The sequence below is a fragment of the Biomaibacter sp. TOL genome (assembly GCF_059717795.1).
In genome coordinates, this window is the sequence record NZ_AP046092.1 from 599,728 (window position 1) to 623,719 (window position 23,992).

Below are 23,992 nucleotides of genomic sequence, written 5' to 3' on the forward strand. Positions count from 1 at the left end.
TGCATCAACCTTTCTGATAGCTTCTTTATAAACCGTCCAATTATGTTTTTATACCGTTTATTTCTCTCACGTATCGATTCTATTTTAAAATACTCCAGCAATACATCTCTTAACTGATTTTCCACTATCATAAATGCAGTCTATATCAAATGTCTGGTATCTAATCATGTATTCTATGCACATTACTGTGCCGCCATATACAAACATGTTAGCTTGAATATTTCTTTGGTATAAAATATTACCAAGTTCGCTTAATAAACTTAAAATTTCTTCCCTGTTTAATTGCCTTTTGTTTCTCATAAGTAATTGTTCCGTAGCACATTATTCCATCCTCAAAAAATCAAATTAAATTAAACTAAAAACAGGTTTTAATCTGCATAAAAAATCAGATTAAACAATCTGCACCTTGAAAACAGAACAAAAAAGTCACATTGCTCCACCCTTAAGCATAAAAAACAGGGGGCTTTGCCCCCTTAGACCCCCAGGATTTTACGCTTTTAAAGGGTAACCGCTTAAACCTTCCAATATAGCAAGGTGTGCCTTCTCCCCCAGAGAGAGGGGGAGAAGATTTAAGCGTATAACCCTTCCCTCAGGACGCTCAGGTTGTATCCCTACAGAGCCCTATCCTCCCTGAAGGAGAAGACACACCTTAAGCAGTAATATTAAGCTCCGTTTGAGCCTGAAAAACCACCTCAGCATCAATAGACTTTAACTTCTCATTAGCACCAGAGATAAGACACATTCTGGCAAGAGAATTTAAAGGCCTCAAACAACCATTGGTGCTGGAAAACAAAAGCTCAAAAGCATTATCAGTAAAAACAGGCTCAGAACATCCTGCTATCTTCAACCTTGATAAAACATACTCTTTTGTTTCATCCTTCGTAAGCCCCTTCAAACAATAATTAACCACAATCCTCTGACGAAGCGCCTCATGAGGCTGCCTTGAAAGCTGAGAAATGAAAGGAATCTGACCAGACAAAATCAAAATAGCATAATCCTTAGAATCCATCTCGAAATTAAAAATAATCCTCAAATCATCCAGCACCTGATTCTTTAAAAACTGAGCCTCATCAATAATAATTACCGGAGTGATATTCTTGCTCTGACGATACATATAAATAGACTCCTGGATCTGGCGGAACATATCCACCTTCTTATGGAAAGGAATAACTCCCAGGCCGTTGCACAAAGCCCTGTAGAACTCCATTACAGTCAACGTCGATATAGGTATATACACGCACTTGTAAAGATTGGGATTAAGCGTGCCTACAAAATACCGGAGCAAAAAAGATTTACCAACACCCGGCTCACCGGTTAACAGCCCAAAACCCAAAGTATTTTTCAAAAACTCAAGCCTATTTAAAGCCTGGGAAAAATCCTGAGATTTAAAATGATGCTTCACATCCATATCCTTTGGGAAAGGATCACAACAAAGACCATAAAAAGCCTGAAACACAAGAAAACACCTCCAAATCAGTTTACTGTAAAACAGGAAAAATCCATGGGTTTTACGTTTTCATTTCTTCGTATCCTGGAATTATCAATTTTCTTCACAGGGTAAATAGTATCCATAAGCTTACCATCCTCCGAGAAGATAAACGCCTTATCAAGACTCGAAGGGTCATAGCGGATATTGATTCTGTCACCTATGTAATTCATGGGAACCTCAAAAAGCAAATTATCAATAGATACCGTAGCGTCATTTTTAACCTTGCGGGAAATTCTGTAAAGAAAAATGTAATCAAGCTCCTGCTTTGAACCTACAAACCTTATGCGCTCTATATGGCTTAAAAACTTATCCATAGGCTTTGCACCGATGGCAGAATGTATTCTATTGTTGTAATCTTCCTCAACATAATGAGTCAAAGAAACATTCAGTTCATCCAAAGACTTAAAACTTGCCCAGTCGATAACATTCATCCACTGGTCCTGAAGGGTTTTAAACCACCTCTCAATCTTGCCCTTCGACTCTGGGGAAAAAGGGCGGGCATAGCAAAGAATAGTTCCCAAAGAAGCACAAACAAACTGCATCTGATCACTTTTATACACCTTGCCATTATCCACAAAAAGCTTTTTGGGTATACCCCTTTTAGCAACACCATTTTTAAATACCGAAAGCAAAGCCAAAAGATTATCGGAGAAAAAAGCCTGAGAGTGGATAATGAGCCTTGTGGCATCATCAATAATGGCAATAATATATGTTTTGTGCTTTCTGCCATCTATAGTAAGATAGGGTCCTACCGAAATATCCGACTGCCAGCATTCATTGGCAAATTCAAACTCAAAACACCTTCTATCTACAGGCTCAAGCTTTATCTTAGAAATATCGGCTTTAGAAATAAACCTTTGAACCGTAGACAAAGAAATATCGGTATAACCGATATACCCTTTGGCGATAAGCTCCTGATATATGGCCTTAGCGGACCTTCTAGGGAAATTGGCCTTAGAACTTACGATAAACTCCTTTGCCTCATCGGGAAGCTTCCTGGACTTACCCTTGTCAGAGCGCCCTTTGGGGTAAAGGCCATCAATGCCATACTTCCTGTAATTCCTCAGCCATTCCTTTAAAGTTTCAGGAGCAAACTCCTCCTTAGTGCCCCGGGGAGTATCATATTTTTTTGAGCATACATCTTCAAGATACTCTCTGGCAGTAGGCTGAGCAAAAGTCTCCGTCACAAGTGGAGCAATCAAAGAATACCGAAACAAAGCTATTTTCTGCTTTAAACTCTCATCCATGGATAGTAACCTCCTTTTGATATTTATCCATATTTTTACCAGGAGGCTATCTTTTACCCTTAAAAAATTATGTGGGATGAAAAAATACCAAAAAAGGCCAGTTAAAAATCTATCTTTGAGGTTAAAACAAAGTAAAGAAAACAAAAAAACACCCCAAAATGAGGTGAAAAACCTAAAAAAGTACATACCTGTCCCTTCGCATTCTCTCTATGAAATTTTTTTAAAAAAGTATGCAGGCATTTTTGTAAAGTATACAAGGTTAAAGTCTTGCTTTTTTTCAATAAACAGCCAGATTTTATTGACAATACAGGATACACTGGGCTTTGCCATATCAAAATACATGTCATCGATATTTGCAAAGAACAGATTCACATGAGGGGTCACATCTATCATGCGCTTTCTAAAAAAATATATATTGGCGGAGCTAAATAAGGTATGAGGATTTAGACCCTTAAAAACTTCTAAAATCTTAAGATAGGAGTACCTTTTGACAAAGGAATAATAAAGGCAAAGGAATATATGATAAAAGCAATATTGACGATGGGGTATCAAAAAGCTCGGTATTAGTGAATAAGTTTTATTGCATGAAGGGCACTTTACCCGGAGGATGAAAACCTTGTAAACTTCATATTGTGTTATGACATATCTCTGGTAAAAACCGTGGCGATGTAGCTTTCCCTCATACCCACAGTTTCTACAACCGCAAATTACCGGAAAATCATTGTCTTTCCCTAATTTTGCATATCTTGTAATAATTACTTGAAATTTGGTTATACTAATCATGACAATCAAATTTCAATTTTATTTAGAGGGAAAGCAATTGTCTGGTCTTTCCCTCTATATTTTTATTGTTCCAAGTTATACCATTTTTAAACAAAAAAGTTCAGATTAAATAATCTTACACCTTTTAATTCGGATTATTCAATCTGACGTGAAGGTCCCGGGTTAGTTTAATTTGCTGTTTTTTATACTTTTTGAGGTTAAAAAGTGTGCTGTATAATAAGTAATTATCACACCCATACAAAACTACTCTTAATATTTTATCCTTGTACCTTTCCTTTACCATGCGTACAAAATCATCTATAGCTTGCTTATTTATGCCATGGTAACTTTTTCCATACCAACACCCATCTTTTCTTACACTTCTCTAGGCCGAATATTACCACATCGAATTCCAAACCAATAACAATGGAGAGCTTTGTGCTCACAGTAAGTTGTATCTAAGCCCTTATCGCGCTCAGCTGTAAAGCTCCTAAAGCTTATATAACAATACTTTTAGCCCTTAACTTTAGACTTAACCGGATTTTAGCATTTCAGGCAATATATCATAATTTACTATACTCAGTTCAGCTATCATGCCATTATTCATATGAAATTTTAATGCCTCTTTTCCTTTATTTATTAGACTCGGCACTTAATACACGCCCTTATATTAAGTCTCTCCAGAAAACCACTTTAAATTGCCCAACTTCTATTTGGTTGAAAAATTCAACTTTGATGCCTGCTTTTTCACACTCATTGATGATTCTTCTTATTCCAGTGCCTATACCACGATATGGAATGTCTGGTATCTCTTTTATGTGAGACAGTATAACAGGATTTCTAGCTATATGAATGCCGGCACTAATAGAATCTACAGTCAATGTATTTGGTAGAGTGCCAGGATTAATTATTTCAACCCTGTCATCCAAAACAAAGATTCTTATTTTACTGTTTATAAAATAATTTCTATGAACAATGGCATTTATCAATGCTTCCTCCAGAGCTATCTCCGGTATTTCTAAAATGCCTACACTGTTAAACTTTTGATTACCCTGAACTTTTCTTAACTGTCTCTTTATAAATGCTATACCATCTACAAATTGTTTTCTAACATTTCCATAAATGTCTTCGCTTTCTTTATATTCGGTGCCGCTTATGTCATTCCCATAAAATGATACGGCACTTATACTGTATTGTTCCCAGATTAAACTTGACTTCCATCCAAATAATAATAGTCCTCCGAGAGTGCATTTGCCATCTTTCATAATCTTTAAGTTTGTAAGTAATTTTTCAATAGGTATTTCAACTTCATCTAGTGTTTTGCCAAATCTTTTTTCTACAAAATTTCTAATCATATATATGTCCAAATCTTCAATAGATGTGCCATCCACTATCTGTTCATCAGCAAATAATTGTGATGACTCTTGAAGCAATCTTTTTAATTCTTCCCTCTTTGCCCTACGCTTATCAGCTCCAACTTTAACCCAGATATCGGTCCCATTTGACATATAAAACTTATTTGGACCTATAGGTACTTTAATCACCACAACAACCTTGTCTTTATATCTTATGTTCTCAGTAGTAACATTTATAGCAGGGTCAATTTTCTGAACACATACATTTGAAATCATTTGATTAAGCCTCGTCACATCTTCTTTTGATATTCCGACAATATCACCATTATCATCCACACCAACAATGATCCTACCACCTTCAGAATTAGCAAATGCACCAATTTCAGCAGCCAATGCATCTGGACTTGTAAACATTCTTTTAAATTGTGTTTTTGAATCTTCCCCTGCTTGTATTATGTCTTGCAATTCTTCGAGAGTCATCTATTCATCCTTCCTTACTTACTAGTTTTGATTCTATCACATTAGTAATATCCCCCATGTACCTGTTCAAATAAGCTCTTTTATTTTAAGTATACTGCAACAAACCCTAGAATTATTGTTACAAATAGTGCAAATGCCCATTTTAATATGTCTTTTATTTCATTTCTTACTTCCTTTATTTCATTTCGTACTTCCTTTATTTCATTTTTTATGTCCTTTATCTCGCTATAGACTTCTTCAAACTTCTTGTCCATTTGACCTGACAACTCTTCGTATTTCTTATCCATTCTATCAGATAATTCTTTAAACTTAGCTTCATTCTCTCTCCTGTAAGACTCTAACTTCATATCTACAAAGTCTCTTAGGCTGTTGATTTGCTGTGATACAAAGAAATATATTGACTCATAAACTCTTGGTATCCTAGACTTCGGTTTCTGTCCTTCACTACTTGCTGCTATTTCTTTTTCTACCTTTTCCATTTAAAGACCTTCCTTCCTGATCAAGCTTATCATATTGAGTTGTCTATTATTGTTAATGCCCTTCTTTACAGCTAGCTTTAGACGATTATTCATCAGACCATACTGTGCATCTTGCAAACTCTCCCGTGCTTGCTCTAGTCTATATTTACATAAGTCAACTTTCTCTTTCATATAACACTACCCCCTCCTTCTGAACGTTTCTATAATATGGCATTGCTTCTTTATACTTTTCAAAAATTCTGTTGCTTACTACTACCCCAGCTATTACCATTTCAAACTCAGCAATTCGACAATATTTATAGGCACCGTTTGGTTTCGTTGACAGCTCTATCCGCCTCAAAGGCACTATGCCAACCTAGTAACTTATGCGCTTATGCCATTTATTTTTCTTTCAAGAACCCTAATATCAGCTGTATCGTCGAAGAAGATATAACCCATCTGCTCATCAGTTAAATTGTAACGCCTCTTTATTTTTCTTAGCTCAGACAACGTGAAATCTACATGTCCATTCATTTTTCGTGATAATGTTTGATATGCTATTCCTAAATACTCTGCCAAATTCTCCAGAGTATCATTATATTTATCTACATACTCTCTAAGTCTATATTTCATTTGCCATACACCCCAAAAACAAATTTTCTATTATAATTCTACCTTAGATTTTTAATTTTATCAATATATTTTTAACTTTTTTGTTAAACACTTGCAAAAATACCATTTAAACCTTCGATTTTTAATTTACTTATTTCTTTACTTAAAAAATAAAAAATCCTCTATAAACCCCCTTAAAATTGTCTTAAATCACATATTCCGCACCCCTTCAAAAAACAAATTAACATTTTTTAATGAACATCTCAAAAAATTTTTCAAAAAAAGCCAAATTGGTAAAAATTGGACTTGTACTTTTTTCAGAATTGTTGTATTATGATAACTGGTGATGTTATGATGAACAAAATGAAAATATTCAACGCAGGCCCAGCACCAGTTATCTCCGCCATATGGGAGCAACTAAATATAGGCAAAAACCTGGATAAACTCTTACCCTGGGATGCTTCCCAGTGCAAATTATCCCCGGGGATAAGAATAAAAGCTCTGGTCATAAACATCCTTGCAACAAGAGCACCCCTTTATTTAGTCAGCAGATTTTACCTTTACCAGGATCTTGCCAACCTCTTTGGTAAAGGAGTCCTTTTGCAAGATTTAAACGATGACTGCCTTGCAAGAGCATTAGATAAACTTGCAGAATCAAACCCCAAGAAAATAATATCATCCATTATTCTGCAAGCATTAAGCAGCGAGGATATAACCATTACACATCTTCACTCAGATACCACATCTGTAAGTGTTTACGGTGAATATGAAAATCAAGAAGACGATGACCTAAATTCATTCATAAAGCTGGTATGTGGCCATAGCAAAGATCACCGCCCGGATCTAAAACAGCTAAAAATAGGCCTGTGTGTAAATCAAGATGGTATACCGGTATTAGGGCAGCCTCTAGATGGAAATAAAGATGATAAAACATGGAACAATGAATTTATCGATGTCCTGTCAAAAGACCTTGATAAAATTGACTTAACATCGCTCATCTATGTAGCAGATTCGGCTCTAATAACAAAAGATAACCTAAAAAAGATGCATAAAAAACTGTATTTTATTTCAAGATTTCCCGCCACCTTTGAACTGGAGAAAAACCTCATTGACCTTGCATGGAAAAAGAATGATTGGACCTTTATAGGCAAAATCTCCAATCAAAAAAATGCCGCCGAGTATAAAGTTCAGGAATTTATCAGGACAATTGATGACATTAAATACAAGTTTGTAGTAGTTCATTCCTCCAAACTTGATAAAAGAAAGACCAAAAGCATAGATAAAAAACTGGATGAACTATGCAAAACACTTAAAAAAGAAACTCGAGAATTAAGCTCAAGAGAGTTTTTCTGCAAAGCCGATGCTCAAAAGCAAATAGAGCTTTTCAAAAAAGATCATGATAATGATTTTTACCCATTGGACTTTCAAGTAATTGAAAGAACAAAACCTGTAAAAAGAGAAGGTAAAGGTAGGCCCCCAAAGGATTATATACCTCAAACTAAGACAGTATACCAGATAAAATGCACTTTAGGTGAACTCGACAACGATGCCAAGCAAAAAGCTTTAGAGCAGGCCAGCTGTTTTGTACTTATTACAAACAGGCTGGATAAATCTCCTTATGATATTCTAAAAGAGTATAAAAATCAAACGACTGTAGAGACATCCTTTAGATTTTTAAAGAGCCCCATCTTTCTTGATGCCATATATTTAAAGAAGGAAAGCCGAATAGAAGCTTTGTGTTATGTGCTCTTTCTTGCTCTTTTCATCTACCAGATACTGCAAAGGCGTATGAGAAAAGCTCTGGAAGAACAGGGAGAATATATCTTCGTAGCAGGCAAAGTAAAGACTGAAAAACCAACCGGCAATAGGATTCTTGAGTTATTAAAGCCTATACAGACCATAGGCTATGTTGAAGGTGACAAGGAATGCCGGGCTCTTCCCGAGATTCCTAATGAGGAGCCTTTGGAAAAGATACTTTCCCTAATCGGTTTAACGCCGGATATTTATACTTCGATTAGGGAATATCCGCATTATCTTATTGAATAGATACTTATATTTCACTTGGTAAAAATTATTGATCCATTACATGGAAGGGTGCGAAATGTGGGTTAAATACAAACCCATCCACCTATTAAACGAAAATGGGAAGAAACTCTTGCTTTCTTCCCAGAAACAATTCATTCTTATAACCTTCAACTAATTTTCCATGTTATTATTCAATTCGCTATTCAAGCCTCTATTTATCTTCCACCTCAGTAAAAGGAATAGTATAAAAATATCTGAAGCCATCTCTACTATTAAAATACCAAAGCACTTTGCCATCTTTAACCATCGGCTTGCATTCGGATAGTCTAAAATATTTGATTGTCTTTATTTCACTTACTGCATTGCCATTTTCATCAATTAAAACATATTTTAAATCGCCTACCATTCTGCTAGCACGCTCATACATATATAAATATCCAGAAGAAGCATTCATCTGTTTAGCTGCTTGAACATCAAATTCCTGCCATAACACCATAAACTCTTTGTCCGATATTTTTACCAGTTGAGGAACGGAAGCTACTTTATCACTTCCAATGTATTTTCCAATTGTAATATGTTTTACAGCATCGTCTTTAATATTGTCTCTTGGTATTACACATAAAATTATGTCTCTCTGGTCTAAATCCAATCCTGCCATTTCATAAGATGTATACTTGCTGACTTTAGAATGGTCAATTGTATTCATTGCAACTATATAATTATCAGATGATACTTCAAACCCGCCTAAAGAAACTCCAGTGCAATTTGCCCCTAAATCTCCAGGTATATTAAATAAATTAGCCCTGTTATAATATTCTGACCCTTCTTCAGCCTGTTTTTGTAATACTACTGCACGAGGATATGCAATACCATGGTCTAAAAGCACATAAACGTTTCCATCAAACTGCACATATTGGTCATATGATTGACTTACATGGCAATTTTGAAACAATTGCAGACTGTTCCTAACTTTCATGTTTGATGTGTCAACCTCAATTGTAATCTGAGCCTGAAATTCTTTACCACTCTTATCATAACAAGTACGTGACCCATGAAATACTAACGTATCCCCATGTTCGGCCAGTCTACCACAGCCATCCTCAAATGGATCTTTTGTAAAACACTCACCCCCAGATATTGATACGCTATCTATTCTATTAAACTCTTTATCGTATTTAACTATTCTTATGACTTCTTTGTCATCATCTTCCTCAAGATTTTCCTGCCCAAATGCTATGTAGTTATACTTTTCGCCGCTATAAAATCCTCCAAATAAAGGTAACTCCATTTTTACACTCTTTGTCTTCATCAACTTATAATTGCTATCATAAGTTTCAATGGTCACTTCCCTGCTATACTCATTATACTCTATAACGCTTATTGTATCGTCCTTATTATCCACAATATAAGACTTCACAGTTGTTTTCCATCTCTCAACCCTGCATGATACGCCATTATTATATTTACTGGAATTTACCTCAACTCTATATGCATTCTCAGGAATTACAGGTAAAACTATTAATTTACTATCTTTACCATTCCATTGCATGTGAAACAGCTTGTATAAATCTCCTAATTCATTAGTTTTATTATTTAATATTATGTCAAATGGAATCAACTTACTCAAATCAATTAATTTAACATAGGTATTTCCATCTATACTATATGCTTCTATATCCTGCAATTTTCCATTTATATAAATTTTAATTGGTAATATACTATGTTTTTTATTCAAATAGTAAGGTTCCATATAACTATAGTCTGAGATATCCTCAACACTATAGGGCTTTCCAGTGATTATTTCTATTGCATTTTTCTCACTATTCCATACGACATCAAATTGGCTGGAAGTGTATGATAAACTTTCTGCTAAACTTCTCAACCTAACAAAAGTGCTATCACTAATTACGTAATTGCAATCAACAATTTGATTATTTACTTTAACATTGTATTCCGCCTCTTTTACAACTACTGCATCATCGGCATATATTATATTACATGACGCTAATAAAATAATTGCTAACAACATACAACAAATAAATTTTTTCATACAATCACCTCTCATGCTTTATAAATTTTTTTCTTGTTTTGATGTAGTCGCTTATATCTTCCAACTGTATTAAACACCGCTAACGGCATCCTCGTCTTTTGTTATCCTCCACCTTATTGGTTAAAGAATCATACTATTAAACAAGCCCCAATTAATCCCTATCATATGCTAAACAACCTTTCCGCCGGGTAATTTATCCCATCTTAAAGTGTATATTACTTCATTCCATATATCACGTGTATAGTACAGCCGAAAATTTAATTCACTGTTCATACCTTTTAAAAATTTTACATATTCCTCATACTTGATTACTTTAAAATTTGATGTTATGTCCAAAATATATTTTTCACGGTTTAAACATACTAGTAATACTGTATGATACAACCACTCTCTATCATACAGGCTTCCTGGTGCCTTAAATTGAGAGATATAATGTTCTCCATTTTTATATCCTATAAAAGTTATTATCCTGCCCATTCCTAAAACCTGCTTAGCTCTCTCAGCACATTCTGAGCAGTCTTCGTTTTCATTGACTGGTTCTAAAAAAGAGACTTTATTCAATAAATAATTATAGTCTTTTTTCATGTCAATCCAGCCCTTGACCGAAATTTCCTACGTCTATATATTTAGATGCATCATCAACATAATAAGCATATTTGTCAAAATAAGAGACTTTTACCATGTTTTTACCTTTTGCACCAACTATTGAAGGGCCATACATAAAAGCAAACCCAAAAGAATTGTCAAGAGTTCTAAAAGCTATGGAGTAGTCTTCATTTCCATAAATAGCCATAGAGCTATTTAATTTAAAGGCTGTCTTCGTACCTTCGATTTCCATGTAAGCTTCAAAAATAGCTCCACGCTGTTTCTTTATTACAACTTTAAAGAATCCTTGCAGTGGAAAATACCCGTAAACTCCATCCAAATCGATACCTTCTGGAGTCTTATCAGTAACTGCTACACCTTTTAGAATATTTACTGCAGGTTCTGGCAGGATTAATTCATTTGTCCTTAACCCATTGATTATTTGCCTATTTCCAATTATCGTTCCTGATAGCTGCTTAGTCCATCTGTGCAGTGCTGTTTTTCCATTTGCACTTATATCCTCTATAACTTCTTCATTCGCCATGTTTAGCAATAATGCTTTAGTATCAAAATACTCGTCCATAGCCTCTAATTTTGGGTATGCATACATGATTTCAAACATTGCTCTGGCTATGCTCATATTATCCGCCTTTCTCTAGTCGTTTTTAAAAATTATACCATAATTTTTATCAATCAAAAAGCCCTGCTCTTATTTAAGCAGGGCTTTATTCAAATAAACTAATTCGTGAAATCTATATCCATCACCGTTGCATTTGGTATCCACCATTTTCTTGTCATATACATGCTCTCCATTGATGGCATGTATATTTTAACAGCTCCAAAAGTCCCAAGATATCCTGCCGCTTCTCCGGATCTTATATATGACTTACTCGACAGTCTAAATTGACTAAGATAATACTTAGTAAACATATCGCTTAAATCACTTGATGGTGGGCATAGCTTCGGGTCTAATGCTACTGACCTTAGAGTACTTGGCTTCCCGAAGCCTACGTCAATAATCCTGTCTGTGCGTAAGACATAGATTCCGTCCCATGCTTCATTATACCAGGTTGGACCGTTACTTACAGAACTATCATTACCCTGATTCCTATCCAAAGCAGATAAGAAATTAGTAATGATTTTTGTCCTATCATTTAAACCCTTGGCTTCGGCATTGGTGAGATTGGCTATGGTCTGAGTTTTACCCAAAGTCTGCAAGTTGGCCCAGCTAGCACCACTATTTGTACTCTTTTCGATGTAAACGTTCCCGTTTACATCTGACCTGACCCTATAAATGGTCACTGATTGGGACTCATCTAAAATATCCAAGTCAGCCTCATTTGCCCCTTTACTTGCTTGAGGTGTTCCCCTCTTTAACCAGTATTTATCATAACTGGAGGTTTTTACTCCAGTTAAACCTGTTAATACCTGACCTCCTTTGGCTAGTATTTCAACGCCACCGAATGCATTGCTAGCTTTTGGATTTGATGAGACATACTGGACTACATCAAGAGTATCCAGTGTATCTTTAACCTCCTTAACAAAGCTGGCATCCTCATTAACGGCTCTGGCTTTGCTGTATTGGTTGCCTCCTGTTAAATATCCTCTTAAACTGTCGTCTATATAAACCTGCCATGTTCTGATACCTACTTTTGTTGGACTGGGAGTGCTCAATGTATAGATAGCGCCACCCGGTAAGACTGAGTTTTTTCCAAATGCATTGACTGCACGTGTATAGCTGGACCACATGTTTGATTGTATACCTAAAGAGTTGGCTGGGTTAGGATTATACCAGCCTACCTCCACATAATCTACAGGCTTTATAGCGGATTCATGCTGGGCTAATACATTAACTGCATCCGTTTTAACACTGGCGGAATCACTGCCATCTGTAAAATGGTCGTAAGCCATTTGAACATAAGGATAAAATTTTATCATATCGCTATGCGGAATTGCATAACCTTTGGCATTATTAAAGGTTATATTCCCAATTTGGAAAGATGTAATATTGGTAATTGGCACTGCACTACCAGTATTTGGAGAACCTATAAACGATTGAACTGTTAAATCTACGTCTGCATTGTAACTATCGGAGGTATCATGGTCTTGAGTTCTTTCATCAGTACATATGCGACACCTATATGTCGTTTCGTAATCGCCTCTGCTAGACTCGTCCATTTTGATTTGAGCTGTATCGGAGTATCCTCCAGAATTACTTCTAGCAGTTTGTGGAGTATGCCCTATCTTTAGCCCAAGGCTCAGTAGAGGATGATTACTGCTTTCTTTATAAGATGCTAGTGTGGGTACGTCTTTTCCACGCCATATATTAAAATATAGATTTGGAGATACGCTATCGCTGCCTTCAGTCCATACCGCTGTACCAGATTTTATATTGGTACCTTTAAACCTTGGAGTGAATTGGTCTCCAGTTTTGGCTATTGCTTCGCCATTTAAACTATCTTTGTTATAGCCTATAATATACTCGTATTTATCATCGATTGCAACGTCTCTTGGAACATCATAACTACTACCATCTGTATAGTAATGAGTGTGCTTTCCAGCAGAGGGATAGCTGAAAGTAAATGTTGGTAAATTGCCAAGATTCGATAAACTCAGATTACGAGTTATACGCTTTTGGGTCAGAATAGCATTGCTATTTACATTTTGATTATTGCCCTGGGAGCCTATGGTGTATCTAACATATAAATAAAAGTTATTGAGCTCGCTTATTTCAGGTATATCACTTGGTCCACCTGTGCTCCTTTTATCTAAACTCTTAACCTTATCCCAAGTAATATTACTCTCATCAAATGGTAACACCCTCTTTGTTGAGAGTGCCCACTCTTTCAGAGTTGCACCGCTATATGGCACTATTATTATTTTATTCCCATCCAGTTTTGCATCCTGAATATTAACTCCGATTGTATTACCATTGGAATCTTCAATAATATCAATCTGCTTTAATTCAAAAGCAGACCTTATACCGCCGCCAGCATCCCCACCTTCATCTCTTTTTTCAGGAGTCCTCAATGGGATACAAACAGCACGTGTCAGAAAATCCGGTATAAAATCATCATATATAGGACCTGTCTTATTTTTTGTCATCAGGGTTTTAACTATAGCCTCTGCATTTTCAGTACTCTCACTCCCAGCCGTTGCGACACCTATATCTGTAATACCATCATTTTCCTTACCTGATATTACGTGTGCTACTCTATTGTCATCCGTCTTTATAAACTCTATTTCTGCCGCTCTTATTAAATAATTTGCATCACTAATTTTATATCTTGGGTCGAAACATAATACTGGTTTTACATCGGGTAATTTTAAAACATCATTTACTTTAAAAAGTTTATCAAAGAACTCTGCCGGATATGTTTGACTGGTGACATATGGTTCACTAAATGCGCTGTTAAACTTCTCTCTTATTAGCTCCCTCATTAATTCGGACTCTTTTGATTGTGAGCCGGTGCTGTCGAATCTCGATGATATAGCAACTATATTATTAGTAGTTTTGCTCAAATCATCATCTACAAACAACATAGGCTTTACTGTTAGGTAATACCTGTAGCCTACAGTTCTGTAGTAGTAATGATTTGGAAGCCAATCGGCATAGGTGGATTGCTCTTTAAATTTAATAGCATCTATATATTTATTTCCTGCTTCATCTGGCTCAGACCATTTTATTTCAAATCCCTTTTCCCTGCTTTCAATTTCACCTTTTTCTTCAATATCCAATCTTACAGTGCTATCCGTATTTTTATCGTAATAATCATATGGAAATGATTCTTTATTTTCATCGGCAACCGCACTAAATTGCATTGTTGTACAAATAAACAGTATCAAAACTAAGACTGTTAAAATTCTATTCTTTAGTTTATTCACTTCTTCAACCCCCTTTTAATCAATTGCCTTCAAATATATTTTTACTGATATCAATTTCAGTTGTCACCTCAGGTATATTGGTCATCCCATCCGTATATACTACTTCTACATCATATATTTCCTTACCATCCACTATTACTCTATACCATCTATCATTAAAACCAAGATTCTCACGCTCAAAATACAATTCTTTTGATGTTACCGCTGATTTTCTATCTGAATAAAATTTTTTAATTGCTTCTATATATGCTTTATTTATATCTTCTCTTGAAGGGGTTGCCCAGTATTCCCCTTTTACCGTCCCTATTTTATGCATGGAGCCTGTCCATGAGTATGTTTCGAAGCTCTTAATCTTTTCAATCACTTCCGGCGTCAACTGACTCTCACTCGTAATTCCTCCGCTTTCAGCAAGCCTCTCCCAGGCACTCTTTGACTGCCATGCTTGTTCTTCCTGTGCCCGTATTGCTGCCCGCTCTTTCTTGTAAGCTACCGGGTCTGCTCTATATGCTTTTATCCTTAACAGCATGGTTGCCAGCTCACTTCTTTTAGTGACTTTGTCATAGCCAAATAACCTCAATCCGGAAGGTGCACGACCTACTCCTTCTGTGAGGTATTCATTAAATGCAGTGTTGATGTACTTGATATCTTCTTCAGATTTCCCTTTGGTATCCTCGAAAATGTATTGAAGCGTATCTGCAGGCTCAAGTTTTAATGCTTTGCAAACATATTTCACCATGTCCTGCCTGGGAATGCCTTCGTCAGGATTGGTAAATTCTCCTGCTACTATTCCTGAATCTTTAGCGGCTTCTATACTTTGAGATGCCCAGTGACTTCCTTGTGAGTATTTGCTGATATCCACATTGATTACCCTTAACAACGCTGTGATGTATTCGGCATAGCTTATGGTTTTATTAGGGGCAAATAAACCATGACCCATACCCTGCACTAATCCTTGTTTCTGGGCTTCTAAGACGTCTTTGTAGAACCAGTCTGAACTTTTAACATCTGAAAAGCCTGACTTTAATTGGGTAGTATCCACCACAGCTACTATAGCTGTTTGCGAATTAGCAAAGAAATTCAAGCTATCAGCAGGCAATGCAAAAGCTGGTGAAGTTTGCAGGCTCAATACTAAGGCGGTCAATAAAGGTATACAGATTTTCTTGATGGAAAAGTATTTTTTACTCATGGGAATCCTCCTTTAAATTTATTTAATTTCATCCCTAGTTTACAATGCGTCTAATTATATTTGCTCCATGTATTGTATTTTCTAGAACCTTAACTACATCTTCCTCATCTAACTCTCCTAAGTACTGGATAAGCTCTAAGAAGTCCTCATCCCTGGTCAATCTCTCAATAGATTTCTTACCTACAAGCAATTCCAGCATTTCTTCCAGCTTCTCAGTATTATTTTTTAATTTTAATCTTGATTCCAGTGTAAAAATCCTGTTTTTATACCCCTTTATCCGAACCTTGAAAACTTCACAAGGTATAAACTGGAAAATATTTTAGCTTCGAGAATAATTTTTGCTATATTCACATCTAATATCCGGTATTTTACTACCCTTTCCGGGACCTTTTACCATTTATTGGCTTAAAATAGGCAGACTTATCCCTGTATCTTCAGGCATGAGTTTTTTGGTCTGCTCTATCATGTAATTTGCAAACCTCTTGAAGTTATGGGCTAATATCTTAAATCCTACAACCATGTTACATTGTACTGGCCCCCTATTATTTGGACTTAAACGACCAACACGCCACGATTCACAGTATTTCTTAAAAATGCTTCATAAAATGCTGAAGGTGTCATATAATTCAAAGATTCATGGGGCCTTTCGCAAAGATAAAATTTTATATAATCATCCAGGCCTTTAAAAAATGAACTATAACTTGCAAAATCATTTAAATTAACATATTCTTCTTTCAAGGTTCTATGAAATCTTTCAATATTTGGGTTTCTTTCAGGCGATCTTACTGGTATTCGCTCATGCAGTATACCCTGTTTAGTACAAAATTCCTGAAATTCTTTTGACTTAAACTGCGGCCCATTATCGGTTCTGATTGTTAAACTGTCTGTTATATGCCTTGATGCAATGGCTTTTGTCACGGTTTTTATCACATCGCTCTTTGTTATCGAAAAACCAGCCTTATAGCCTACTATCTCTAAGGTATATGTATCTATTATATCCAGGATAAAGATTATTCTAGGGAAAATGGTCACATATGTAATATCCATCTGCCAGTGGGTATTCGGGGCCTCGACAGATACTTTTTTGAAAACTATTTCAGTATTGGAAGAAGCGTAGTGTTTAATAACTGGCAAAAGCAGATCCATTTCTTTGCATAGTCTGTAACCCTTTTTCTTGTTGATAATAATTCCAAACTTTGACCTTAAGAGAAATGTAAGTTTTTTATACCCAAAGAATGGGAATTCCTCAGCTAAATCAAAAAGTAGGGTCTTTATCATTTCATCGGATATATATTCACCACTAAGTGTTTCTGAATAACCCGGCTTTGAGCATCCCCGCTTTGAATCCGTACTTTCTTGTCGAGGTTCATAGAAAAATGTGCTTTTGGGTATATTAGAAATTTTAAGTAGAAAATCTAGATTATAGCCCTCAGAATATAAATGCTTTATTAGATCGATTTTATCGGCTATAGACGGTTGGTTTTTTTTAGTAGCTCTTTTAGATAAGCAATTTCGAGGTCTTTATCAACGATGATAGAACGAAGCATGATGTTTTCTTTTCTGAGATTTACTTTTTCGTCATCATCGTTACTATCGTTAGGGTTTAAAAGCTTTTTTCTCCAGTAATCGATTGTAGTTTTTGATATGCCGTATTTCCTACAGACAGCTATTTTAGTGGTACATGAACTCTGAGCTTCGGATAAGATAGCGAGCTTTTCTTCCGTAGTAAAATTCTTTCTCGCTGCCATAGAAAAATTCCCCCTTCAAGAGTTATTTTATCATGTTGTGCGTTTTGGTCCAATTCTCTTGAGGGGCCAGCAAGATTACTTCAGGACAGTAGTATCCACCATCAAAATAGAGGTGTTTGCAGTCGGTGTTTTCTTTGATAACGGGTATTCTTTCCTGACCTACTTCTGCATCGCTTTTGATGTTTTGATCTGTCTTGTAGTCTGTGATCATCTGGAATGGATTGTTCTTTGAACAGGTTTCTGTAATGGTTAGTGTATATCCGCTTTGGGCTTTATCTCCCTTTTTTCTGTATGTGGCATCTTCATCATAAGCTGACTGCAAGGAGTTGGTAGGAATATCTTTATTGTCTTTGGCTTTGAGTTTGTTTTTTTGTTCATCAAATACGGATTGCTCTGATATGAATCTTGTGAGTATCCTCAAGGTATCGGGATCTTTTATTTCAGGAGCTTTTTCTATGATGTTCTTAACATCAAGGCAAAGGTTCAGGAGCATGTCCAGTTTGCTTTCATTTTCCGATGGTTTTGCTCTGTAGATTATGTCTGTTTTGAATTCGGGTTTTAAGACTTCTTTGAGGTTTGGTGTAAGAAGGTCTTCAGGTACGGATTTTACTGCCCTTTCCAAAACGTCAAAGGCTAATGCTATTCTTCCGGCTTTCTTTAGTTTTTCATGAACATGGTGGAGTCCATGCGCTGTTCTTCAGTAGATATGCCGGCTGCTTTGATAAAGTTTTTTGTAAGGTTTAAAAAGGAGGCAAAGATTAAATCTTCCTGTTCAGGGTGTTGTACCAGATAGCGATATACTCTTGCTCTGAAATCATATAGGGTTTTTTCTGCCAGATTTATTTCTCCCAGGACCCGGATTCCCACTGCATAGTTTACCAGGTAATTGAAGTAGAAGTTGTCAATAAGTTAATCATCGGAGTTGGTATTTTCCCTGAACATTTTTACACCTCATTTATCATGATTTTAGGTTACCATTGTTCGTATTTGGCTTTGTCCCTATATATTATAGCATAAATCATGATAATTTGGTAGTTTTTATTGTGTTTTCGCTAATTTTTATTTTTAAAGTTGTATTTGGTTAATTTTGGATGGGAAAATCGGGGGTTTTTACACCAGAATCAATCTTAAATAAATGATTAAAAAAATGTTCACATTGTATTTATATTCCAAAAACTGATAACATTTAATCTCTTTCATAATGTCTTCTGCTGAAGCTTTTACAGACACTTCTGCATTTTCATCTGGTATTATATCAAAGATGGATAGCTCTTCGCCATCTTCTGTAGCTATGCTATCCCTAATAATACACCTTTCGTGGCTGCACTCATTGGATATAGCCCTTTTAATACAATACTTAAGACATATATAAACATAATTTTGGTTTTTCAACAGTTTTAGGTAGTGTAGTTATACCTGAAGGATTTATTCCAATTTACACGGTAGAAGATCTACACAATATTAAAAATGATTACAAGGGAAAATTCATTTTAATGAACGACATTGATTTATCGGGATGTAATTGGGAGCCAATTATGTATATTACAGAGAAAGGCGAGAGGGTGCCTTTTGATGGCATACTTGACGGTAACGGATATAAAATAAGCAATTTAAGAGTAAATAAACCTGCAAGTATGTACGCAGGTTTGTTTGAGGAAATTGGTGACGGGGTTATCAAAAATCTAACATTAGAAAACGTTGATATAGTAGGAGGCATTGAGGTAGGGGGAGTAGCAGGTCTTAATAGGGGCAGGGTAGAAAATGTTAAAGTAACCGGAATCATTAAGGGTGAAAAATACGTAGGAGGTATTGCGGGGACGAATGTTGGGTTTATAAGCAATTGCTATACGGCTGGGAACATAAGCGGTAATGATTATGTAAGCGCTATAACTGGCAGCGGTAGTCCGAAGGGAATTGAAAATTGCAGTTCAACAGCGGTAATAAACGGAAAAACAGGCAGTTTAACAGGAGGAGTAGAAACCTATACGACATTCAATGGTGCCGATGAGGCCTATGGGTTCTGGTATAATGTAAAAAACGACAAAGCAGAAATTTACCTGTACACTGGAAATAAGGAGAATGTCGTGATTCCATCACATATTGATGGTTACCCAGTCGTGACAGTAGAGAGGTTTACAGGTAATCAAACTATCAAGTCAGTAGTAATACCTAATACGGTTGAGAGACTGGTTTTTGCTTTTGATAATTGCGGTAATCTGGAGAAGGTAGTCGTGCCGGAGACGGTCAAGTTAGTCAAATGCTCGTTTGGTAGTGTTTCAGGAATAGGGGTTAAAGAGGTCGTGTTTTTGGGAATGGACACAGAGATAGAGCAGTCAATTGGCGATGATGTCCTGATTAAGTGCAAGGCGGGCTCCAAAGCGCATCAATACGCATTAAAGTTTAAAAGAAAGTATGTTTTATTAACTTAAGCGATGAAATAACTATGTAAAAATACTCCTATTGATAATAAATTGTTTATTAGTTTTTATTCATGTCTATGCTTCCTTCTTGCTTTTTTTTAATTGACCGCATCGAAATTGATGCGGTCTTTCTTTTTGCCTGATAGCATCATTATAGCGTTTATGGGAATTATTTATATCTTTTATAATTTAGGTGTTACGTAATCAGATTTCGATAGATACATAATGATTCATATTTTTAGTCTTTAAAAAATAGCTTATTTGTGATATTTGTAAAAAACTAAAAAAATCAAAAGGAAGGGATTTTTATGATTAGTAGCATATCGGGATTTAGAGAAAGGCTGCTGGAGTTACTCCAGCAACTAAATAGTCAAGGGCTCCTGGAGCATGAAATCCAGGAGTTTCTGAAACAAATAAGAAATATTCGAAGTCCCGAGAACTTCCTCGGGTTTCTACTATCCCGAGGAAGAGGCTCCCTCTTAGAGGGAGTGGGTCAGACAATAGAGCAGTTCTATTGTCTGACCTGCCCACAAAAAATTTGTGGGCAATGTGATATATTTACCATAGAGCAGGTATTAAGCCTGTTCTATGGTGAATACCATAAGGGGGGTGGACAATGACCAGGAAAGAAATATTGAAAATAATAAAAGCAGAAATCGAGTAGGAGGGGGCGATTAGCCCCCGACCTCTCACACCACCGTACGTACCGTTCAGTATACGGCGGTTCACCAAGCTTTGCGAATTTCATGATATCTCTTTGCTAAGCTCATGAGTCTTTGACCCTGCCAATAGGCGTTGTTGAGGGCTGTGTTTAATACCCCCGACATACGCCAGTATCCCTTTCGGGCGTTGGCAAGTTTATGGACCGCCCATTCCGGAAGTTTCAGATTCCTCAGTTCCCGGTATCTTGTCTTAACCTTCTTCCATTGTTTCCACAGGCACATGCGTAGTCTTCTTCTTATCCATCCGTCGAGTTCTTCAAGTTTGCTGGGTGTTTCTGATAGCGCGAAGTACCCCAGCCATCCGCCAAGGTATGTGTTTAGTCTTTCTATTCTCTGTGTTATTCCGTGTCCGTTGCTTCTTGAGGTTATTTCTCGGATTTTATTCTTGACTTTGTCTATGCTCTGTGGTGCGATTCTTATTTTGGTTGTTCCATCTTTGGCGATATACATGCTGAAGCCAAGGAATTTCCTCTTCCATGGTCTGTCCACTGCGCTCTTTTGTTCGTTTACTCTGAGTTTTAGTTTATTCTTCAGGAAAGCTGTTATGCTTTCCATTACCCGTTGCCCGGCTCTTTTGCTTTTGACGTAGATGTTGCAATCGTCTGCGTATCTTACGAATTTGTGTCCTCTTTTCTCTAGTTCTTTGTCTAGGTCGTCAAGGATTATGTTTGCAAGAAGTGGACTTAGGGGCCCGCCTTGAGGTGTTCCTTCATCGGTAATCATGATTACTCCGTTTATCATTACTCCTGCCGCAAGATAGCTGCGTATGAGCTTTAATATGCGTTTGTCTTTTATCTTGCGAGCTACTCTGGCCATGAGTATGTCATGGTTTACTCTGTCGAAGAATTTCTCAAGGTCCATGTCCACTACCCAGTTATATCCTTGGTTTACGTATTGGCGTGCTTTCCTTACTGCGTCGTGGGCTCTTCGGTTGGGCCTGAATCCGTAGCTTGATTCTGAGAATTCCGGGTCAAAGATGGGTGTTAGTACTTGCAACAGAGCCTGCTGGATTAGGCGGTCTGTGACGGTGGGGATTCCTAACAGTCTCACTCCTCCACTGGGTTTCGGGATTTCGACCCTGCGCACTGGTTGAGGCTTGTAGGTCCCCGTAAGAAGTTGTTCTTTTATGTGAGGCCAGTTTTCTCGTAGGTATGTCCGGAGGGATTCTACCGGCATACTGTCTACGCCTGGCGCTCCTTTGTTTTCTTCTACCCGTCGCAGTGCTTTTGTCATATTCTCTCTTGATACTACCTTCTCCATCAGGTGGATATCATGGTCCTTCGGGGATATCTTCTCGGGTTGTGCCGGATACATACTCGGCCCTCCCTGGGACCCTTGCGGCTTCACCGCTTCTTTCCCAGGGTAGGCCCCTTGCGGGGTTTTCTGCTGTCGTTGTATGTTTCTCGAACTTGCCAAGTTTTATCCCTCGCTTCGTGTTCGGCCCTTCGTCGGCATGACGTCTATGCCGACTATTATGGCCTCTGCTGACTTCTGACGGTTCAGCCGGGTCTCTCGGCCCGGGTTGTTAGTTTCCCTAACGTTTCCGCCAGACCTCCCCGGGTAAGAGCAATAGCCTTCGCCCCGTATACCTGCCGCATTTACTACACAGCCCCTTGGCAGTGTTGGATTTCGTTTTGTTTGGCAAACTCATCCGAACTGTATAGCCTTATATGCGGTTCGTGTTCCTCAGGCCGTGGCTTTGCTTACAGCTTCCTTCAGATTCTATCTCACGATAGACACCCTTGCTGTTTGGCTAATGGTCGCCGCTGCCAGCCCCATAGCAGACTTTCACTGCCGAGCTATTACCCATGCCGGGCACACCAAGAGGTCCGATGTCAGTGATTATGACATCGGACTACTATATTTATTAGGGTGTACCCCCGGCCAGATTGCCGCCCAATATGGCATGACAGCCGAGGGGGTAAAAAATAGACTAAGAAGGGTTGGTTTATATGAACCAACCCAATAAAAATTTAATATACTCAATGCTGGATACAGTTTTCAGCATTGGGTAAAAATGTTAAAATTATATAGGAAGGGGGTATTAAATGGTTGTAACAGCAGCACAATTACGTCAACTATATTATTCTTCCCCTATAGAGGAAGAGAGTACTCAGGGTTGGGGAAAGGCCACTATAAAATATGCCATTCAAAATAAAAAATCGATAATGAAATACATACACAGCACTATCAGGAATTATACTACAGTTGGATTAGACGCAGAGGATATCTTTCAATCATTTATGCTATACTTATATAATGCACCGGATTATGACATAGGTTTAGCATATAATGGGGAAAGAACTCTAGGAATTAAAAATTGATTTATCGTAATAAACACGTACCCTTTGATTCTCTAAACTCTTTGACTCTACGGTAAAATGTATTTCTTTTTAGTCCTAAAGTCTTCATGGCTGCAATGGCTGTTATCCTGCCCTCAGCCCATTGCTTATATATCATTTCAAATAACTTTTTATCGGGTTCAATCTTTTTACGGCCTTTGTAAACTCCCCTTTTCTTAGCGGCCTCTATACCCTCTCTTTGCCTTTCCTTTATGTAATTCCACTCCAACTCGGCTATTGCCCCAAATACAGTCAGCATGAATTTGCCGGTTGAAGTATTTGTATCAATATTTTCTTTAAGACTGACAAACTTTACTCCTTTTTTGCTTAATGTATCTACCAGATTAAGTAGGTCTTTCACATTTCTGGCAAATCTATCAATTGATGTTACCACTAAAGTGTCCCCTTCCCTCAAAAAAGATAGCATTTCCTTTAAAACCGGTCTTTCTGCACTTTTACCACTTTGCTTTTCTATGTAAACTTTATCAACCCCTAATTCCGCAACAATATCCTCTTGCCTGTATGTTCTTTGCTCATCTGTACTAACACGAATATAGCCGACTTTCATATTTGATTCATCCTCTCTTAACCAGTCTTAAATATGACACAGATTATTTTTTATTTCT

At 37.0% G+C, this 23,992-nt stretch carries 24 protein-coding genes; 4 read left to right on the plus strand and 20 right to left on the minus strand.

Annotated elements, in window-relative coordinates:
* Positions 1-84 precede the first annotated feature (84 nt).
* The 8 genes from AC6I1H_RS03040 to AC6I1H_RS03075 all read right to left on the minus strand — a co-directional run bounded on the left by AC6I1H_RS03040 (position 85) and on the right by AC6I1H_RS03075 (position 6,424).
* Complete coding sequence (locus tag AC6I1H_RS03040) at positions 85-300, minus strand: hypothetical protein (protein WP_497739552.1); 216 nt, start codon at positions 298-300, stop codon at positions 85-87.
* Between the two features lie 349 nt (positions 301-649).
* Complete coding sequence (locus tag AC6I1H_RS03045; RefSeq protein WP_497737572.1) at positions 650-1,456, minus strand: ExeA family protein; 807 nt, start codon at positions 1,454-1,456, stop codon at positions 650-652.
* 17 nt (positions 1,457-1,473) lie between these two features.
* Positions 1,474-2,736, minus strand: a complete 1,263-nt coding sequence (locus AC6I1H_RS03050; RefSeq protein ID WP_497737573.1) for a transposase — start codon at positions 2,734-2,736, stop codon at positions 1,474-1,476.
* A gap of 207 nt (positions 2,737-2,943) precedes the next feature.
* Positions 2,944-3,519 carry a DUF6431 domain-containing protein gene (locus AC6I1H_RS03055; RefSeq protein WP_497737574.1) on the minus strand — a complete coding sequence of 192 codons (576 nt, stop codon included), beginning with the start codon at positions 3,517-3,519 and terminating at the stop codon, positions 2,944-2,946.
* Positions 3,520-4,163: 644 nt separating this feature from the next.
* Positions 4,164-5,333, minus strand: coding sequence for an RNA-binding domain-containing protein (locus tag AC6I1H_RS03060; protein WP_497739553.1), 1,170 nt, complete (start codon positions 5,331-5,333; stop codon positions 4,164-4,166).
* Positions 5,334-5,413: 80 nt separating this feature from the next.
* Positions 5,414-5,812 carry a hypothetical protein gene (locus AC6I1H_RS03065; protein WP_497739554.1) on the minus strand — a complete coding sequence of 133 codons (399 nt, stop codon included), beginning with the start codon at positions 5,810-5,812 and terminating at the stop codon, positions 5,414-5,416.
* The gene (locus tag AC6I1H_RS03070; protein ID WP_497739555.1) at positions 5,813-5,983 is read right to left on the minus strand and encodes a hypothetical protein; all 171 of its coding nucleotides are present in this window, start codon (positions 5,981-5,983) and stop codon (positions 5,813-5,815) included.
* 192 nt (positions 5,984-6,175) lie between these two features.
* Complete coding sequence (locus AC6I1H_RS03075; protein WP_497739556.1) at positions 6,176-6,424, minus strand: helix-turn-helix domain-containing protein; 249 nt, start codon at positions 6,422-6,424, stop codon at positions 6,176-6,178.
* Positions 6,425-6,757: 333 nt separating this feature from the next.
* On the opposite strand from AC6I1H_RS03075, the gene AC6I1H_RS03080 reads away from it, so the two are divergent.
* Positions 6,758-8,449 carry an IS1634 family transposase gene (locus tag AC6I1H_RS03080; protein ID WP_497737676.1) on the plus strand — a complete coding sequence of 564 codons (1,692 nt, stop codon included), beginning with the start codon at positions 6,758-6,760 and terminating at the stop codon, positions 8,447-8,449.
* 190 nt (positions 8,450-8,639) lie between these two features.
* On the opposite strand, the gene AC6I1H_RS03085 is transcribed toward AC6I1H_RS03080, so the two are convergent.
* The 10 genes from AC6I1H_RS03085 to AC6I1H_RS03130 form a co-directional block, all read right to left on the minus strand.
* On the minus strand, positions 8,640-10,478 hold the full coding sequence (locus AC6I1H_RS03085; RefSeq protein WP_497739557.1) for a hypothetical protein: 1,839 nt from the start codon (positions 10,476-10,478) through the stop codon (positions 8,640-8,642).
* Positions 10,479-10,646: 168 nt separating this feature from the next.
* Positions 10,647-11,063, minus strand: coding sequence for a hypothetical protein (locus AC6I1H_RS03090; RefSeq protein WP_497739558.1), 417 nt, complete (start codon positions 11,061-11,063; stop codon positions 10,647-10,649).
* Position 11,064: 1 nt separating this feature from the next.
* Entirely contained in the window at positions 11,065-11,703 is a 639-nt protein-coding gene (locus AC6I1H_RS03095) for a hypothetical protein (protein WP_497739559.1), read from the minus strand.
* 98 nt (positions 11,704-11,801) lie between these two features.
* A complete protein-coding gene (locus AC6I1H_RS03100) occupies positions 11,802-14,948 on the minus strand; it encodes a hypothetical protein (RefSeq protein ID WP_497739560.1) in 3,147 nt (1,048 codons plus the stop codon).
* Positions 14,949-14,967: 19 nt separating this feature from the next.
* Positions 14,968-16,134, minus strand: coding sequence for an S-layer homology domain-containing protein (locus AC6I1H_RS03105; protein ID WP_497739561.1), 1,167 nt, complete (start codon positions 16,132-16,134; stop codon positions 14,968-14,970).
* Positions 16,135-16,168: 34 nt separating this feature from the next.
* On the minus strand, positions 16,169-16,333 hold the full coding sequence (locus AC6I1H_RS03110; protein ID WP_497739562.1) for a hypothetical protein: 165 nt from the start codon (positions 16,331-16,333) through the stop codon (positions 16,169-16,171).
* A gap of 353 nt (positions 16,334-16,686) precedes the next feature.
* On the minus strand, positions 16,687-17,604 hold the full coding sequence (locus tag AC6I1H_RS03115) for an IS3 family transposase (protein WP_497740700.1): 918 nt from the start codon (positions 17,602-17,604) through the stop codon (positions 16,687-16,689).
* Positions 17,601-17,882 carry a transposase gene (locus AC6I1H_RS03120; protein WP_497737358.1) on the minus strand — a complete coding sequence of 94 codons (282 nt, stop codon included), beginning with the start codon at positions 17,880-17,882 and terminating at the stop codon, positions 17,601-17,603. The genes AC6I1H_RS03115 and AC6I1H_RS03120 overlap by 4 nt, the downstream gene beginning before the upstream one ends.
* 22 nt (positions 17,883-17,904) lie before the next feature.
* Positions 17,905-18,504, minus strand: a complete 600-nt coding sequence (locus AC6I1H_RS03125; RefSeq protein ID WP_497739563.1) for a hypothetical protein — start codon at positions 18,502-18,504, stop codon at positions 17,905-17,907.
* Between the two features lie 35 nt (positions 18,505-18,539).
* The gene (locus AC6I1H_RS03130; protein WP_497739564.1) at positions 18,540-18,749 is read right to left on the minus strand and encodes a hypothetical protein; all 210 of its coding nucleotides are present in this window, start codon (positions 18,747-18,749) and stop codon (positions 18,540-18,542) included.
* Between the two features lie 593 nt (positions 18,750-19,342).
* Between AC6I1H_RS03130 and AC6I1H_RS03135 the strand changes: the two genes are divergently transcribed.
* Complete coding sequence (locus AC6I1H_RS03135; protein WP_497740701.1) at positions 19,343-20,311, plus strand: ZmpA/ZmpB/ZmpC family metallo-endopeptidase-related protein; 969 nt, start codon at positions 19,343-19,345, stop codon at positions 20,309-20,311.
* Between the two features lie 299 nt (positions 20,312-20,610).
* Positions 20,611-20,922: a hypothetical protein gene (locus tag AC6I1H_RS03140; protein ID WP_497739565.1), complete on the plus strand. Its 312-nt coding sequence runs from the start codon at positions 20,611-20,613 to the stop codon at positions 20,920-20,922.
* A 105-nt stretch (positions 20,923-21,027) separates the two neighbouring features.
* Here AC6I1H_RS03140 and ltrA read toward each other — a convergent pair whose 3' ends face one another.
* A complete protein-coding gene (gene ltrA, locus AC6I1H_RS03145) occupies positions 21,028-22,284 on the minus strand; it encodes a group II intron reverse transcriptase/maturase (RefSeq protein WP_497740702.1) in 1,257 nt (418 codons plus the stop codon).
* A gap of 788 nt (positions 22,285-23,072) precedes the next feature.
* Between ltrA and AC6I1H_RS03150 the strand changes: the two genes are divergently transcribed.
* Positions 23,073-23,348 carry a hypothetical protein gene (locus AC6I1H_RS03150; RefSeq protein WP_497739566.1) on the plus strand — a complete coding sequence of 92 codons (276 nt, stop codon included), beginning with the start codon at positions 23,073-23,075 and terminating at the stop codon, positions 23,346-23,348.
* Between the two features lies 1 nt (position 23,349).
* Here AC6I1H_RS03150 and AC6I1H_RS03155 read toward each other — a convergent pair whose 3' ends face one another.
* On the minus strand, positions 23,350-23,934 hold the full coding sequence (locus AC6I1H_RS03155) for a recombinase family protein (RefSeq protein ID WP_497739567.1): 585 nt from the start codon (positions 23,932-23,934) through the stop codon (positions 23,350-23,352).
* Positions 23,935-23,992: the final 58 nt, after the last annotated feature.

Bases quoted from the DNA above. Each gene is read 5' to 3' on its own strand.
- AC6I1H_RS03070 (WP_497739555.1), bottom strand. From the start codon at position 5,983: ATGAAAGAGAAAGTTGACTTATGTAAATATAGACTAGAGCAAGCACGG.
- AC6I1H_RS03105 (WP_497739561.1), bottom strand. From the start codon at position 16,134: ATGAGTAAAAAATACTTTTCCATCAAGAAAATCTGTATACCTTTATTG.
- AC6I1H_RS03080 (WP_497737676.1), top strand. From the start codon at position 6,758: ATGAACAAAATGAAAATATTCAACGCAGGCCCAGCACCAGTTATCTCC.
- AC6I1H_RS03065 (WP_497739554.1), bottom strand. From the start codon at position 5,812: ATGGAAAAGGTAGAAAAAGAAATAGCAGCAAGTAGTGAAGGACAGAAA.
- ltrA (WP_497740702.1), bottom strand. From the start codon at position 22,284: ATGGAGAAGGTAGTATCAAGAGAGAATATGACAAAAGCACTGCGACGG.
- AC6I1H_RS03120 (WP_497737358.1), bottom strand. From the start codon at position 17,882: ATGGCAGCGAGAAAGAATTTTACTACGGAAGAAAAGCTCGCTATCTTA.
- AC6I1H_RS03095 (WP_497739559.1), bottom strand. From the start codon at position 11,703: ATGAGCATAGCCAGAGCAATGTTTGAAATCATGTATGCATACCCAAAA.
- AC6I1H_RS03075 (WP_497739556.1), bottom strand. From the start codon at position 6,424: ATGAAATATAGACTTAGAGAGTATGTAGATAAATATAATGATACTCTG.
- AC6I1H_RS03110 (WP_497739562.1), bottom strand. From the start codon at position 16,333: ATGCTGGAATTGCTTGTAGGTAAGAAATCTATTGAGAGATTGACCAGG.
- AC6I1H_RS03150 (WP_497739566.1), top strand. From the start codon at position 23,073: ATGGTTGTAACAGCAGCACAATTACGTCAACTATATTATTCTTCCCCT.
- AC6I1H_RS03090 (WP_497739558.1), bottom strand. From the start codon at position 11,063: ATGAAAAAAGACTATAATTATTTATTGAATAAAGTCTCTTTTTTAGAA.
- AC6I1H_RS03040 (WP_497739552.1), bottom strand. From the start codon at position 300: ATGAGAAACAAAAGGCAATTAAACAGGGAAGAAATTTTAAGTTTATTA.
- AC6I1H_RS03155 (WP_497739567.1), bottom strand. From the start codon at position 23,934: ATGAAAGTCGGCTATATTCGTGTTAGTACAGATGAGCAAAGAACATAC.
- AC6I1H_RS03055 (WP_497737574.1), bottom strand. From the start codon at position 3,519: ATGATTAGTATAACCAAATTTCAAGTAATTATTACAAGATATGCAAAA.
- AC6I1H_RS03060 (WP_497739553.1), bottom strand. From the start codon at position 5,333: ATGACTCTCGAAGAATTGCAAGACATAATACAAGCAGGGGAAGATTCA.
- AC6I1H_RS03140 (WP_497739565.1), top strand. From the start codon at position 20,611: ATGATTAGTAGCATATCGGGATTTAGAGAAAGGCTGCTGGAGTTACTC.
- AC6I1H_RS03085 (WP_497739557.1), bottom strand. From the start codon at position 10,478: ATGAAAAAATTTATTTGTTGTATGTTGTTAGCAATTATTTTATTAGCG.
- AC6I1H_RS03050 (WP_497737573.1), bottom strand. From the start codon at position 2,736: ATGGATGAGAGTTTAAAGCAGAAAATAGCTTTGTTTCGGTATTCTTTG.